This window comes from Xanthobacter autotrophicus (genome assembly GCF_029991245.1).
Taxonomy (GTDB): domain Bacteria; phylum Pseudomonadota; class Alphaproteobacteria; order Rhizobiales; family Xanthobacteraceae; genus Xanthobacter; species Xanthobacter autotrophicus_C.
On sequence record NZ_JAIVFO010000116.1, the window covers coordinates 1 to 14798 of the forward strand.

Consider the following 14798-nt stretch of genomic DNA (forward strand, 5'->3'; position numbering starts at 1 on the left):
CCCTCCCCCGCAAGCGGGAGAGGGAGCCACCCGTGCGTTGCGCCCTCACGCCGGCTCCCCCGCCAGCACCAGGCAGACATTCTGCCCGCCGAAGCCGAAGGAGTTGGAGATCACCCGCCGCACCTTGGCGTCGCGCGCCACGTTGGGCACCACGTCGAGGGGAATGGCCGGGTCCGGGATATTGTAGTTGATGGTCGGCGGGATGCGGCCGTTGGCGATGGTGAGCAGCGACACCGCCGCCTCGATGGCGCCCGCCGCCGTCAGGGTATGGCCGATCATGGACTTGTTGGACGAGATGGGGGTCTGCGCCAGCTTCTCCTCGCCGAACACGGCCTTCATGCCCACATATTCCATGCGGTCGTTTTCCGGCGTCGAGGTGCCGTGGGCGTTGATGTAGTCCACGTCGTCGGGGGTCACGCCCGCGTCGGCGAAGGCATTGGTCATGCAGCCGATGATGGGGCGGCCGTCGGGGCTGGAGCGGGTGCGGTGGAAATTGTCCGCCATCTCGCCGCAGCCTTCCAGCACGCCGAGGATCTTCGCCCCGCGCGCCACCGCATGCTCATAGCTCTCCAGCACCAAAGCGGCGGCGCCCTCGGCCATGACGAAGCCGTCGCGATTCTTGGCGAAGGGGCGGGCGGCGCCTTCGGGATTGTCGTTGGCGGTGGTCAGCGCCGAAAGCAGGGAGAAGCGGATGAGCGCTTCCGGGTGCACCGAGCCGTCGGTGCCGAGGGACAGCGCCACATCGGTCTCGCCGCGGCGGATGGCCTCGACGCCAAGCTGGATGGCGGTCGCCCCCGACGCGCAGGCGGTGGACAGCGAGATGGGCTGGCCGCGGGTGCCGAAGCGGTCGGCGAGCCGGTCCGCCACCGAGCCGAACAGGAAGCGCTCGTGCCAGGGGCGGAACTTGCCGGAGGCCGCCGCGCCCAGCAGGTCATGATAGACGATGGGATAATGACCCACCGCATCGGCGAGCTGCCGCCGCTCGGGCCATTCCAGCTCCACGGGCGGCACCGCCGCGAACAGCGGGCCGGGAAAATCCCCGTCTGAGCCGATGGCGGCCTCGGCGATGGCCTCTTCCGCCGCCAGCGTCGCCAGCTTCTCGGACAGGTTCGGGGCGGCGACGCGGCCGTCGAACAGGAAATCCACCGTGCCGGCGATGGTGGTGCGCATGCCCTCGATGGGGAAGCGCGTGATGGTGTGGATGCCCGATTCGCCGGCGGTGAGCCGGCGCCAGTTGTCTTCCTTGCCCTGGCCCAGGGAGGTGACGATGCCGATGCCCGTCACCACCACGATGGGGCGGCCGAACGTGTCCAGATGCGCCTGCGTCATGTTCGCGGCTCCTTCAAGTGAAGCGCGCCCGCCCCAGGCGCCGTCCATGGTGTCCCCCGGCCTCGCGCGAGTTGCTGCTGTGCGAGCGTCCGTGCCGGCGGGTCCGGAAAATAAGCCGAAGGCGGCGGAAAGGACAATGCGTCGGCGCCTTGTCCCGTCCCGCGGTTTGAACGTGCACCGTTCCCGCCGCCGTCTGGCGGCCTGGATCCGCCGGGCAGGCGGGTGATGACGATGCCAGCACCGGTCGAGTGCGCCGCAAAACCCTTGGAGCAACGGGTGCCCCGGCCGGGCCTCACGCCTTCTCCACCAGCCCCGCGCCTTCGCCGCGCCAGTGGCCCACCTGCGTCACCACGATGCGCTCGGCGGCGTCGCCCGCCTGCTCCAGCGGATCACCGGCGTGCGGAGGGAACAGCGCGCCCTTCGACACGGCGAGGGCGGCCAGCGCCAGGCCGGCGATGAACTGCGCCTCGAAGCCGTGGCCCATGCGGTTCGCCACCGCGCGCACCGGCAGGCCGGAGGCGGCCAGCGCCGCGCGCTCGGCTTCGGTGGCGTCATGGGCGCCGGTGGCGCCGGAGATGATTGCGGTGCCGGCCGGCGTTCCGGCGGTGGCCAGAAGCGCGGTCACCTTCTCGGCGACGGCGCCTTCCACCGCGCGCTTCGCCCGCTCCGACCACACGCCGGACAGCCTGGCGATGGGCCTGGCGCCGCGCGCCGTGGCGTGCTCCGGCGATTCGAGCACCAAGAATGCGCCCATGGAGCCGGAGGCGATGCCCGGCGCAGCGAACACCGGCTTGAGGTCGCCCTTCAGGCAGAAATTGTCGAGGTCGTTGAGGAGCAGCGTGTCCTCGCGCTCGGCATTGTAGGCGCCGCCCACCAGGGCGATCTCGCTCTGCCCGGCGGCAATGCGCGAATAGGCGACGCGGGTCGCATCCACGCCGGCGCTCTCCTCGCCCATGAAGGTGCGCGAGGAGCCGGTGACGCCGTGCACGATGGAGATGTTGCCGGCCAAAAGATTGGAGAGCTGGGCCAGCGACAGGGTGGGCCGCAGGTCCGACAGCAGGCGCTCGTTGAGCAGCCGGCCGGCATCGTTGGACGTGGACAGCTCATTGAGGATGGAGGCGTCGACGGCGAAATCGCGCTCGCCGCCGCCAGCCGCGACGATCATGTCGGTCTTCGACAGGATCTCGGTATTCCTGGCGATCCCCGCCGCGTCGAGGGCAAGGCCGGCCGCATAGGTGCCGATGCGCTGCCAGGGCTCCATCTGCCGCTGGTCGCCCTTCTTGGGGATCTGGGTATCGAAGTTCACCTTGACGAGCGGGTGGACCACATAGGGCGCGTAGGTGGTCGCGTCGGTCAAAGGCGCGGCGCCGGTGGCGAGCGCTTCCCAATGGGCATCCAGCCCCTCCCCGAGGGAGGAGACGAGGCCGATGCCGGTGATCCACACGTCGCGGTGGATCCGGCGCCGGCCAGCGTTCGCATCAGGCATCGGTAAAGTCCGCAAGGGGGAAGGAGACGTGCTCGGCCACCTTCATCACCACGGGCTTCATCTTGCCTTCCGGCCAGGGGAGCACGCGGAAGGTGAGCTCGGCGGAGCAGATGGGCTTGCCTTCGAGCATGGCCTGGGTCTTCGCCACGACGAAGCCCGAGCCCTCGTGGAGGATTTCGGAGTAGAGGTCGAGATTCTGCCCCGGCAGCACGAAGGTGCGCAGCTTCGCTTCCTTGACGGTGGCGAGGAAGGGCATCTTGTTGAAGCGGTTGCGGGCAAGCACCAGCCAGCCGGTGGTCTGGGCCATGGCCTCGATGAGCAGCACGCCGGGCATGATGGGATAGCCGGGAAAGTGCCCCTCGAAGATGGAGCTCTCTTCCGGCACCAGGCCCTGGCAGTGGATCTTCTGAAGCGACGGGTCGATGGAGACGACCCGGTCGATCATCTTGAAGACTTCAGGACGCATCTAGGCGCCTCACGCGACCTTCGCAGCGACCAACTCGTCGATGCGGGCGCACAGGTTCTTGAGCACGAAATACTGCTCGGTGGTGGCCTTGCCGTCGTTGACTTCCTGGGTCCACTGCTCCAGCGGCAGCTTGATGCCGAACGCCTTGTCGATGGCGAAGGCGATGTCCAGGAAGTCGAGGCTGTCGATGCCCAGATCGTCGATGGCGTGGCTGTCCGGCGTGATGGTGTCCCGCGGAATATCGCAGGTTTCCGCGATGATACTGGCCACCGTGTCGAACGTCGAAGACATGGACTGACGCCTCTCGTGTGCTCGGCTGCTCTGCTCACCGCCGGCCCCCGCATCACGCCCTTGGGCATCATGCAAGGTCTGCGTTCAGGGCCGAGGGCTGGCCGCATGGCCCCTTCGGAATGAGTTGTCGGCCCCTATAGCGAAGGCTGCAAGAGGTTTCAATGGCCGACGCCGAACGGCCCGCGCGAAGGGGTTCCTCCGCGGCGGCGCCGTGCGATTGGCCGTCCTTCGCATGCTTGGCCGCAGGAGGCAAGAGCGGGAAGACGCGCGGGAAGAAAGAGCCGCGACGCGCGCGGCAAACAGAGCGGCAAAGAGCGCTGGTGTGACGGCGCCGAGCCTTGCCGGGCCCTCGCGCCGTGTGCGCCCGTTCGAGCACGAGGCCCGGCCCCCGCCTCCACCCCATTGGCGCCGAACATGCTGTGCGCAGTGGCAAGGCGCGTGGCGGCGAGGGCTTGCGCCACCACAGTCGGCGCCGATTCGCGTGACGGAGGAATCAGGCGGAGTCGGGCTCAGATCGGGCCGGAGAAGGTATTGCACTGCTGCATGGAGCCGCCCTTCAGGCCGCGAGTAAACCAGCTCACCCGCTGCTGCGACGAGCCGTGGGTGAAACTGTCGGGTACCGCATAGCCCTGCGACTGCTTCTGCAGCCGATCGTCGCCGATGGCGCTGGCGGCGTTCAGCGCCTCTTCCACGTCGCCCTGCTCCAGAATGCGGAAGCGGGCATTGGCATGGTAGGCCCACACCCCTGCCAGGCAGTCGGCCATCAATTCCACGCGGACGGACAGGTTGTTCGCCTCCGCCTTCGAAGAGGCGCGGGCCTGCGCCTGCTGCACCTTGGGCAGGATGCCGATGAGGTTTTCCACATGGTGGCCCACCTCGTGAGCGATGACATAGGCGGCGGCGAAGTCGCCCGGCGCCCTGAAGCGGGTCTTCATCTCCTGGAAAAAGGAGAGGTCGAGATAGACCTTCTGGTCGAGCGGGCAATAGAACGGCCCCATGGCCGACTGCGCGCCGCCGCAGGCCGAGCGCGTGGCGCCGGAGAACAGCACCAGCTTGGGATCCTGATAGGTCTTGCCTTCGGCGCGGAACAGCTCGGTCCACACGTCCTCGGTCTGGGCGAGTACGGCGGCTGCGAATCGGCCGAGTTCGTCCTTGGGCGCGCCCTGCGGGGTGGTGCTCGGCGCCGCCTGCTGCTGCGGGGCCCTGCCGCCGCCCATGCCGTTGATGGCCTCCAGCCCGCCGATGAGCACGGCCGGATTGATGCCCAGCGCCCAGCCGACAATGCCAACGATGATGATGGTGCCGATGCCGAGGCCGCCCCGGCCGCCGGGCATCTGGAAGCCTCCACCGCCTCGCCGGTCTTCCACATTATCGCTGGAGCGGAAATCGTCCCAACGCATCGCGCGCCTCCCGCACAGGATCCCGGCCTTGGCCAAATCACGCTCAGGTCACGTCCACACCGCCGAGGGCCGCCTTGGACGCGTTCTTGTACATGGGTTTACATGCTGACGGGAGCAATGCCCAGCCCGTCCCGGGGTTCCATGCTATCAAGACCCACGGGCCGCGACTCGCTCGGGGCGGTCTGGTCACGGTCAGATCAGGGTTTCCTTCCCCCATGGCGTCGCGCCCGAAAACCCCGCCTCAGTTCACCGATTCCGGTTCTGCGCCCTCAAGGCCGCGCGGACGTCCGCCGAAGGCCGTCACCCCCGGTTGGGTGGGCCTCGACTTCTCCCGCGAGCGCGCGCTCCACGCCAAGGGGATCGCCCCGGTGGCCGGCGCCGACGAGGTGGGCCGCGGCCCGCTCGCAGGTCCCGTCGTGGCGGCGGCAGTGGTCCTTGATCCGGCGCGGGTGCCGCAGGGGCTTGATGATTCGAAGCGGCTGACGCGGGCGAAGCGCGAGGCGCTCTACCTGGAGATCTGCGCCACTGCCGAGATTGCCGTTTCCCTCGCCCCGCCGGCGCGCATCGACCGCGACAACATCCGCCAGGCAACGCTCTGGGCGCTCGCGAACGCGGTGCGGGGCCTGCCGTGCCGGCCGGCGTTCCTTCTGGTGGATGGCAATGATCCGCCCGAGGTTGCCTGCGAGGTCGAGGCGGTGGTGGGGGGCGACGGGCTCATCGCCTCCATCGCCGCGGCCTCCATCGTGGCCAAGGTGGTGCGGGACCGGCTGATGGCGGGCGTCGGCGCGGCCTTTCCCGCCTACGGGTTCGAGCGCCACATGGGCTATGGCACAAGGGAGCACGGCACGGCGCTGAAGGCCCACGGCCCCTGCCTGCACCACCGCCGGTCGTTCGCCCCGGTGCGCGAGCAGCAGCTCACCCTGTTTCCGGTGGCAGGGGAACTGGAAGAGGCGGACTGAGGGCGGCACAAACGCCCTCAGTTCAAACCCTCAGTGATACCCCTCGCCCTCGCGCACCTTGCCGCGGAAGATCCAGTACACGAACGCCATGTAGCCCAGCACCACCGGCAGCAGGAAGATGACGCCGAACAGCATCAGGATCTGGCTCGGCGCGGCGGCGGCGGTCTGCCACACGGTGAGGCTCGGGGGCACCAGATAGGGGAAGGTGGAGATGGCAAGGCCCAGAAAGCCGAGCACGAACAGCCCCACCGTGCCGAAGAACGGCAGCATCTCCCGTCCGGACTTCAGCCAGTGCAGCACCGCCAGGGCGACCAGCACGGTGACGATGGGCACCGGCGCGAGGAAGAAGATGTTGGGCCGCGAGAACCAGCGGGTGGCGATGCGGTCGAAGGCGATCGGGGTCCACAGGCTCACCACCGCCATCATGGCCATCACCGCCAGCAGCAGGGGGATGGCGTGGGCGCGGGCCCGCTCGGCCACCACCCCGTCGGTCTTGATGAGCAGCCAGGTGGCGCCGAGCAGCGCATAGCCCAGCACCACGCCGATGCCGCACAAGGCGGCGAACGGCGTCGCCCAGTCCAGCGGGCCGCCGGCGAAGGCGCCGTTCTTCACCGTGATGCCCTGCACCAGCCCGCCGAGAATCACCCCCTGGGAGAAGGCCGCCACCAGCGATCCGCCGGCGAAGGCGGCATTCCACCAGCGCCGGCTGCCCATGGCCACCCAGCGGAACTCGAAGGCGACGCCGCGGAACACGAGGGCGAGCAGCATGATGATGACGGGCAGGTAGAGCGCCGGCATCACCACCGCATAGGCCTTGGGGAAGGCGACCCACAGGCCGCCGCCGCCGAGGATGAGCCAGGTCTCGTTGCCGTCCCAGAACGGCGCCACCGTGTTCATCATGGTGTCGCGCTCGCGCTCCTCCTTCGCGAACGGAAAGAGGATGCCTATGCCGAGGTCGAAGCCGTCGAGCACCACATACATGATGACCGCGACGCCGATGATGACGCCCCAGATGACGGGGAGATACCATTCCATGGCTTGGATCCTCTCACGCGTCGGTTGAAGGGATGAGCGTGTTCCGGCGCCGGGCTCAGCTGCCCGGCGTCATCTGGCCTTCGCCGTGGGCGGCGGCCAACGGCCTGCTGGGCCGTTCGGTGCTGGGCGGCTCGATCAGCGTGCCGCCGGGACCGCGCGTGATGAGGCGGTTCATGAAGTAGATGCCGGCGGCGAAGATGATGCCGTAGACGATCAGGAACAGCACCAGCGTCAGCGCCACGGTCCACCCCGCGAGGGGCGACATGGCGTCCTCGGTGCGCAGCAGGCCGTCCACCACCCAGGGCTGGCGGCCCTGCTCGGTGACCACCCAGCCCGACAGGATGGCGATGAAGCCCAAGGGCCACGCCCACGAGCAGATGCGCAGGTACCAGCGGGTGATGGTCTCTTCATCCCGGTAGATCAGCCAGGCGCCGATCCAGCCCAGCAGGATCATCACCACCCCCACGCCCACCATGGCGCGGAAGCCGAAGAAGGGGCCGAGCACCGGCGGGCGGTCCTGCGGGGCGAAGTCCTTCAGCCCCGGGAACAGGCCGTCCAGGCTGTGGGTGATCATCAGCGAGGCACCGCGCGGGATGGAGATTTCGTAGAGGTTCTTCTCCGCCTTCTCGTCGGGCCAGGCGAACAGCACGAGCGGGGCCGGCTCCTTGCTGTCCCAATGGGCCTCGATGGCGGCGATCTTGGCCGGCTGGTAGTGGGCGGTGTTGAGGCCGTGGCTGTCGCCGACGAAGGCCTGGACCGGCCCGACGATGGCCAGCATGCCGATGCCCATGACCATCATCACCCGGGATTCCTCGGGGAACTTGCCGGCGAGGAGGTAGCGCGCACCCACCGACAGCACCACCAGCGAGGTGGTGAGGTAGGCCGCGAGCAGCATGTGCGGCAGGCGCCAGTGGAAGCTCGGGTTGAAGATGATCTTCAGCCAGTCCAGCGGATAGGCAAGGCCGTCGCGCAGCTCGAAGCCCGCGGGGGTCTGCATCCAGCTGTTGGCGGCAAGGATCCAGAAGGCCGACATGAAGGTGCCGAATGCCACCACGCAGCACGACAGCACATGCAGCCACGGCGGCACCCGGTTCCAGCCGAACAGCATGATGCCGAGGAAGGTGGCCTCCAGGAAGAAGGCGGTGAGCACCTCGAAGCCGATGAGCGGCGCCACCACCGAGCCGACGAATTCCGCGTAGCGGCTCCAGTTGGTGCCGAACTGGTAGGACAAAACGATGCCGGACACCACGCCCATGGCGAAGGACACGGCGAAGATCTTGGTCCAGAACCGCGCGAGGCGGTGATACACGTCGCGCCCGGTCTTCAGCCAGAGCAGCTCCAGCGTCGCGATGAAGGCGGACAGCCCGATGGTGAAGGCGGGGAAGATGATGTGGAAGGAGACCGTGAAAGCGAACTGAATGCGTGCGAGGGTCACCGGATCGAAATCCATCGGGTCCGCTCCTTGTCGTCCGCCCGGTTTGAGCCGCTGGCATCGTCCGCTCGGGTCCGCCGGGACGGGGCAGGGTCTGACCCTCCAGGGGTTTGGCCCTCACCGCCGATTGGATCCCCGGTCTGGACGGCGCCCAGGCCGGCCTTCTGCTTCTCCCGCCGGTGTGACGCTCCAGCCTGGAGAAGCATTTCCCAGAAAACGCATGGACGATATCCGCGGACCGGGACGGCGTCGATACGGGAAGTCGACCCGTGCACCACATGGTTGGTGCCGCGTTGCCGCAGGGAGGGGGATCTCGAACCGGTGCCGGGGGGGCGGCCGCTGCCCTTGCGGCGCCTCGCGCAGGCGTGTTGCCGCAGTGCAGAAAGGCCTTGACCCCGCGGTTTCCCGGCGCGATAGGCGGCGCGGCGGCCCCCGTGCCGGTCAATCGAAAGTCGTTACCTCTGATGGACAGTTCCAGTCGATCTAGCTTGAGCCAGCTCGCGGCGGCACGGACCTGACACTTCGCGTCCGGTTCGTCCTCCCGCCGCCGGCCGGCTCCGGGATGAAAGGTGAACCCATGCGGACGCTTCCTTTCCGCACACATCCTTTGCACAAGCCCCTGTTCCGCAAGCCCTTGTTCCGCAGGCATCGCACCTGCCGGACGAGCGCTGTCGGGCTGGACCGAAGTCGGCGCTGACGCCGCCGCGCGCGGCGCCGTGTGGCCGTGGTCGAACGCGTTTTCAACCGGCAACGCCCCAACGGGCCCGGATGAAGGGCGCTTCGATCGCAATGCGTTGAGCATGCCATTCTCGCCCGGGCCGCTCCGGGCGGTTCGTCCTGTGCTTCGGCCGGCCGATCCCTCACGCCGAATCGGATCCTTCCTCATGACGCTGCATCACCCGGCCCTGGAAGCGGGCCGCCGGCGCGCGTTTGCGCCGAACCTCTGGGACGCGCTGGCCTTTGGCCTGCTGTTCGGCGGGCTCATTCTCATGGTCCATGGCGGCAAGGAGACGCTGGCGCCGCTGGCGGCGCTGGACCTTGCGCCGGTCTCGCTCGATCCGGCCATGCTGCCGGAGTATGCGCTGCGCACCACCATGCGCATGCTGGCAGCCATCGTGGCCTCGCTGGTCTTCACCTTCGCCTACGGCGCGCTGGCGGCCAAGAGCCGGCGGGCGGAGATGGTGCTGGTGCCCATGCTGGACATCCTCCAGTCGGTGCCGGTGCTGGGCTTCCTCTCCTTCACCGTGGTGGGGTTCATGTCCCTGTTCCCCGGCCGGGTGCTGGGGGTGGAGCTGGCGGCCATCTTCGCCATCTTCACCAGCCAGGCCTGGAACATGACCTTCAGCTTCTACCAGTCACTGAAGACGGTGCCGCGCGACCTCGACGAGGCCACCCGCAGCTTCCGCCTCACCGGCTGGCAGCGCTTCTGGCGGCTGGAGGTGCCGTTCTCCATGCCGGGCCTGGTGTGGAACACCATGATGTCCATGTCGGGGGGCTGGTTCTTCGTGGTGGCCTCCGAGGCCATCTCGGTGGGCGATACCACCATCACCCTGCCGGGCGTCGGCTCCTATGTGGCGCTCGCCATCAAGGAGCAGAATCTCGCCGCCGTGGGCTGGGCGGTGCTCGCCATGCTGGCGGTGATCCTGCTCTATGACCAGCTGCTGTTCCGCCCTCTGGTGGCGTGGGCCGACAAGTTCCGGGTGGAGACCTCCGCCGGCGGGCCGGCGCCGCGCTCCTGGCTGTTGTCCGCCGCCCGCCGCACTTATCTGTTCCAGCGCGTGCTCCAGCCTTTGGGCGCCATGCTGGCGGCGGTGCCGCGCCAGCGGCTCGCCTTCTCCGCGCCGGTGTCGCAGGACACCCGCCGCGCCGTGGCGGGCGCCTGGGCGAGCCGCTGGGCGGAGGGGATCTGGCTGGCGCTGGTGTTCGCCGTGGCCGGCTACGCGCTTTATGTCATCGTCGCGTTCGTCGCCACCGAACTGACCCTGCCCGAGGTGACCCAGGTGTTCGGCCTCGGCGTCCTCACCATGCTGCGGGTGATCGTGCTGATCGCGCTGGCAACCTTGATCTGGGTGCCCATCGGGGTGTGGATCGGGCTGCGGCCGCGCTGGGCCCAGCGGGTGCAGCCGCTGGCCCAGTTCCTCGCCGCCTTCCCGGCCAACATCGTGTTTCCCTTCGCCGTGGTGGCCATCGTGCGGCTGGGGCTGGACCCGGACATCTGGCTGTCGCCGCTGATGGTGCTCGGCACCCAGTGGTACATCCTGTTCAACGTGGTGGCCGGGGCGAGCGCCTTCCCCAACGACCTCAAGGAGGCCGCCGCCACCTTCCGCATCCGCGGCTTCAACTGGTGGCGCAAGGTGATGCTGCCGGGGATCTTTCCCTATTACGTCACCGGCGCCATCACCGCGAGCGGCGGCTCGTGGAACGCCTCCATCGTCGCCGAGGTGGCGAGCTGGGGCGATACCACGCTCCGGGCCCACGGGGTGGGCGCCTATATCGCCGACGCCACGGCCGCCGGCGACTATCCGCGCATCGTGCTCGGCGTCGCGGTGATGTCCATCTTCGTCATCTTTTTCAACCGCCTGCTGTGGCGCCCCATGTTCACGTTCGCCGGCCGCCGCCTGCGCCTCGACTGAAGGAGGATAGAATGGCCGTGATCGATCGCGCCCCGCCGCGCTCCGAGACCGAGTTCGCGACCCTCGTCAGCGCCTCGGGCGTGCGGCAGGTCTACGCCAAGGGCGACAATGCCGACCTGGTGGTGCTGGACGACGTTGCCCTCACCATCCGCGAGGGCGAGATCGTGGGCCTGCTCGGCCGCTCGGGCTCGGGCAAGTCCACGCTGCTGCGCATCATTTCCGGCCTCGTGAAGCCCACCTCGGGCCGCGTGGACTGGTGCGGCAAGCCCGTGACCGGCCCGTGCGAGGGCCTGTCCATGGTGTTCCAGAGCTTCGCCCTGTTTCCCTGGCTCACGGTGCTGGAGAATGTGGAGGTGGGGCTGGAGGCCATCGGCGTGCCCGCGGCCGAGCGGCGGCGACGCGCCATCGAGGCCATCGACCTGATCGGCCTCGACGGCTTCGAGAGCGCCTATCCCAAGGAATTGTCCGGCGGCATGCGCCAGCGCGTGGGCTTTGCCCGCGCCCTGGTGGTGCATCCGCGCCTGATGCTGATGGATGAGCCGTTCTCGGCGCTGGATGTGCTCACCGCCGAGACCTTGCGCACTGACCTCATCGACCTGTGGATCGAGGGCCGCCTGCCCATCAAGTCCATCCTCATGGTCACCCACAACATCGAGGAGGCGGTGCTGATGTGCGACCGCATCCTCATTTTCTCCTCCAATCCCGGCCGGGTGGCGGCGGAGATCCGGATCGAGCTGCCGCACCCGCGCTCGCGGCTCGACCCCGTGTTCCGCGCCATCGTGGACGACATCTATGGCCGCATGACCCAGCGCACCCCGGCGGAGAAGGAGGAGCGCAAGGACGAGGGCGCCTTCCCCGGCAGCGGCATCGGCATGGCGCTGCCCCACATCTCCACCAACCTCATTTCCGGCCTCATGGAGGCGCTGGCCGCGCCGCCCTATGCCGGAAAGGCCGACCTGCCGGATCTCGCCGCCACCCTGCAGATGGAGGTGGACGAGCTGTTCCCCATCGTCGAGACCCTGCAACTGATGCGTTTCGCCGAGCTGGAGGAGGGCGACGTCACCCTCACGGAGGCCGGCCGGCGGTTTGTGGATCTGGACGTGGATGCGCGCAAGCGCCTGTTCGCGGAGCACCTTCTGGCCTACGTGCCGCTGGCGGGCCTCATCCGCCGGGTGCTGGACGAGCGGCCCAGCCACAAGGCGCCGTTCATGCGCTTTTCCGAAGAGCTGGAGGACTACATGTCCGAAGACTTTGCCGAGAAGACGCTGCGCGCCCTCATCACCTGGGGGCGCTACGGCGAAGTGTTCGGCTATGACGAGCACACCCGCCAGTTCAACCTGGAAAACCCGACCTGAAACCAACGGCCATTGGTCTCAGGCCGCGGGGCGCCTGCGCGGCGCCCGCTCCACATTGGTCGAAGACCCGGCCTCCGGCCGGGCGCTCAGGGATGCCCGCCCGGCCTGCGGGCCGGGGCCTCCACGCCGATGAGGTGGCGGGCGCGGGGCGGGGCCTCGCCCCGGTGGAATGTCAGCACGCCGGCCTGCACGTCGGCATCCGCATGGGAGACCCGGCGATGCTGGCGCAGGTGCTCGGCCCACGATTCCACCATGAACCACTCCACCATGAGCGACGGGTCGGCGGCATCCTCGGTGACGCCCCAATTATAGGCGCCGTCCCGCCGCCGGGCGGCGGAGAGGCGGCAGAGGGCATCGAGGAAGGCCGGGCGGTCGTCCGGCGCGATGCGGTATTCGATGAGGATAAGCACCGGCCCGCGGTCATTCTCCACGGGGGCGGCGAGCAGGGGTTCGGGCCAGTGCATGGCGGGGGTGAGATCCGCCTCGCCCGCCGGCAGCTTCACCCGGTGGAGGATGAGCCCGGCCACGGCAAGGCCGGCGCCCGCCACGACGAGCGCCGCCGCCAGCCCGATCTGCTGCGCCACCAGGCCCCAGGTGATGCTGCCGCAGGCCATGGCGCCGTTGAAGGCGGTGAGATAGACCGCCAGCGCCCGCCCGCGCACCCAGTTGGGCAGGATCGACTGGGCGGTGGCGTTGAGGGTGGTCAGCGCGATGATCCACGCCCCGCCCATGGCCAGCAGCACCACCAGGGCGAGCCAGCGCGGCGGCGCGAAGGCAAGGCTCGCGGTGGCGGCGGCGGTGACGAAGGCGGCACCCAGCACCAGCCCGTCGGCGGTGGCAAACGCCCGCAGGCGCGGCAGCAGCAGGGCGCCGGCGATGGCGCCGGCCCCCACCGAGCCCAGCAGCACCCCGTAATAGGCGGCGTCGCCCTTCAGCAGCTCCCGCGCCACCAGCGGCAGCAGCGCCCACACCGCGCTGGCGAAGAAGAAGAAGAACACCGCGCGCAGCAGCACCACGTGCAACTCGCGGCTGGCGCGGGCATAGCGCAGGCCGGCACGGAAGGCGCCGGTGAAGCGCTCGGACAATTCATCCTGCGCGCCGGCATCCCGGCGCCACCACCACAAGGCGGCGATGACGAGCACGTAGCTGGCCACGTCCGCGCCATAGGTCACCGCCGCGCCGAAGGAGGCGAGCAGCAGGCCGCCCACCGCCGGGCCGATGGAGCGGGCGATGTTGATGCCCAGCGAGTTGAGCGCCACCGCGCTCTTCAGTTCGGGACGCGGCACCAGTTCGGGCACGATGGATTGCCAGGTGGGCGCCATCAGCGCCGCGCCCACGCCGCCGAGGAAGGTGAGCGCCACCAGCGACGACACGGTCATGAGCCCGCTCATGGACAGCAGCATCAGCGCCACGCTTACCGCCCCGAGGCCGAGCTGGATGCCGATGAGGAAGCGGCGGCGGTCGAGGATGTCGGAGAGCACGCCGGCAGGAATGGCGAGCAGGAACACCGGCAGCATGGCGGCGGCCTGCACCAGGCCCACCGCCGCCGGGGAGGCGGACAGGTCGGTGACGATCCAGGCGCTGGCCACGTCGCGCATGAAGCTGCCGGTATTGCCGAGCACCGTGGCGCCCCACAGCACGGCGAACACCGGCCGCCGCAGCGGCGCGAAGGCGCCGCCGGCTGCGGGAGGCGGGGCGGCAGGCGCGGCCGGAGGCGGTGAGGCGGGCACAGCCGGAGGCGGTGAGGCGGCGGCGTGGGGGGTGTCGTTCACAGCTCCCTCCTGTCGAGCGAGTGCAGCGTGGGGTATGCCGGCGGCGGACTTGGGCGTCCGCTCGCGCTTGGGTGCCCCCCGTTCGAGGCGCCGTGGTTGAGATCGTGCCACGCCACCAGCACGAAGGCGCCGGCAAGGCCCAGATGCTCGAAGAAGGCATTGGCGGCCATGGTGCTCTCGGGGGGCGCCATGGCCCAGAAGCGGTTGGCGAGGAAAGCGGCCAGCACCGTGAAGCCCGCCAGCCCCAGCGCTCCCAGCCAGCGCAGCCGGCCGCTGAGGATCAGGGCCGAGGCGCCCAGCTCCAGCACGATCACGGCCACGGCGAAGGGCGCCTGCGGGGTGAGCCCGAAATGGGCCATCTCCGCCAGGGCGCCTTTGAAGTCCAGCGCCTTGGCGAGGCCGCCCTGGATGTAGGCCCCGCACAGGGCCAGCAGCGCGAGAAACCGCACCGGTGCCGGTGATATCAGGCGCCGGGCGAGGGCGGTGAGGGGAGCGTTGCTTGCGCTTTCAGCCATGGCTGGCGTGGTTCCGAAGGTTTGGGGCGGGGCGAGGGGTGCAAGTTCGAACATCTAACGTCGCGGCCGGGTCCAACGGGGAACCCTCACCCGCGTGCGGGGGAGGGCAGGGTGGGGGCTGGTGC

Annotated in this window: 12 protein-coding genes; 3 read left to right on the forward strand and 9 right to left on the reverse strand. The window is 69.2% G+C overall.

Annotation, left to right across the window (positions count from 1 at the left end):
* Positions 1-45 precede the first annotated feature (45 nt).
* The 5 genes from K9U41_RS17135 to ypfJ form a co-directional block, all read right to left on the reverse strand.
* Positions 46-1329 carry a beta-ketoacyl-ACP synthase gene (locus K9U41_RS17135; RefSeq protein WP_282642090.1) on the reverse strand — a complete coding sequence of 428 codons (1284 nt, stop codon included), beginning with the start codon at positions 1327-1329 and terminating at the stop codon, positions 46-48.
* A gap of 292 nt (positions 1330-1621) precedes the next feature.
* The gene (locus K9U41_RS17140) at positions 1622-2815 is read right to left on the reverse strand and encodes a beta-ketoacyl-ACP synthase (protein ID WP_282642091.1); all 1194 of its coding nucleotides are present in this window, start codon (positions 2813-2815) and stop codon (positions 1622-1624) included.
* Positions 2808-3281, reverse strand: a complete 474-nt coding sequence (locus tag K9U41_RS17145; RefSeq protein ID WP_282642092.1) for a 3-hydroxyacyl-ACP dehydratase FabZ family protein — start codon at positions 3279-3281, stop codon at positions 2808-2810. Before K9U41_RS17145 ends, K9U41_RS17140 begins: the two co-directional genes overlap by 8 nt.
* Positions 3282-3290: 9 nt before the next feature.
* Positions 3291-3572 carry an acyl carrier protein gene (locus K9U41_RS17150; RefSeq protein ID WP_282642093.1) on the reverse strand — a complete coding sequence of 94 codons (282 nt, stop codon included), beginning with the start codon at positions 3570-3572 and terminating at the stop codon, positions 3291-3293.
* A 509-nt stretch (positions 3573-4081) separates the two neighbouring features.
* The gene (gene ypfJ, locus K9U41_RS17155; RefSeq protein ID WP_282642094.1) at positions 4082-4972 is read right to left on the reverse strand and encodes a KPN_02809 family neutral zinc metallopeptidase; all 891 of its coding nucleotides are present in this window, start codon (positions 4970-4972) and stop codon (positions 4082-4084) included.
* Positions 4973-5187: 215 nt separating this feature from the next.
* On the opposite strand from ypfJ, the gene K9U41_RS17160 reads away from it, so the two are divergent.
* Complete coding sequence (locus K9U41_RS17160; protein ID WP_282642095.1) at positions 5188-5931, forward strand: ribonuclease HII; 744 nt, start codon at positions 5188-5190, stop codon at positions 5929-5931.
* Positions 5932-5961: 30 nt separating this feature from the next.
* Here the strand turns inward: K9U41_RS17160 and cydB are convergent, their stop codons facing one another.
* Positions 5962-6966, reverse strand: coding sequence for a cytochrome d ubiquinol oxidase subunit II (cydB, locus tag K9U41_RS17165; protein ID WP_282642096.1), 1005 nt, complete (start codon positions 6964-6966; stop codon positions 5962-5964).
* 55 nt (positions 6967-7021) lie between these two features.
* The gene (locus K9U41_RS17170) at positions 7022-8416 is read right to left on the reverse strand and encodes a cytochrome ubiquinol oxidase subunit I (RefSeq protein WP_282642097.1); all 1395 of its coding nucleotides are present in this window, start codon (positions 8414-8416) and stop codon (positions 7022-7024) included.
* A gap of 866 nt (positions 8417-9282) precedes the next feature.
* Here K9U41_RS17170 and K9U41_RS17175 point away from each other — a divergent pair.
* Both K9U41_RS17175 and K9U41_RS17180 read left to right on the forward strand, forming a co-directional pair.
* A complete protein-coding gene (locus K9U41_RS17175) occupies positions 9283-11031 on the forward strand; it encodes an ABC transporter permease (protein ID WP_282642098.1) in 1749 nt (582 codons plus the stop codon).
* An 11-nt stretch (positions 11032-11042) separates the two neighbouring features.
* Positions 11043-12386, forward strand: coding sequence for an ABC transporter ATP-binding protein (locus K9U41_RS17180; RefSeq protein ID WP_282642099.1), 1344 nt, complete (start codon positions 11043-11045; stop codon positions 12384-12386).
* An 86-nt stretch (positions 12387-12472) separates the two neighbouring features.
* Here K9U41_RS17180 and K9U41_RS17185 read toward each other — a convergent pair whose 3' ends face one another.
* Together K9U41_RS17185 and K9U41_RS17190 are read right to left on the reverse strand one after the other, a co-directional pair.
* Positions 12473-14116 carry an MFS transporter gene (locus tag K9U41_RS17185; RefSeq protein WP_282642101.1) on the reverse strand — a complete coding sequence of 548 codons (1644 nt, stop codon included), beginning with the start codon at positions 14114-14116 and terminating at the stop codon, positions 12473-12475.
* Between the two features lie 38 nt (positions 14117-14154).
* Complete coding sequence (locus tag K9U41_RS17190) at positions 14155-14673, reverse strand: DoxX family protein (RefSeq protein ID WP_282642100.1); 519 nt, start codon at positions 14671-14673, stop codon at positions 14155-14157.
* Between the last annotated feature and the right edge of the window lie 125 nt (positions 14674-14798).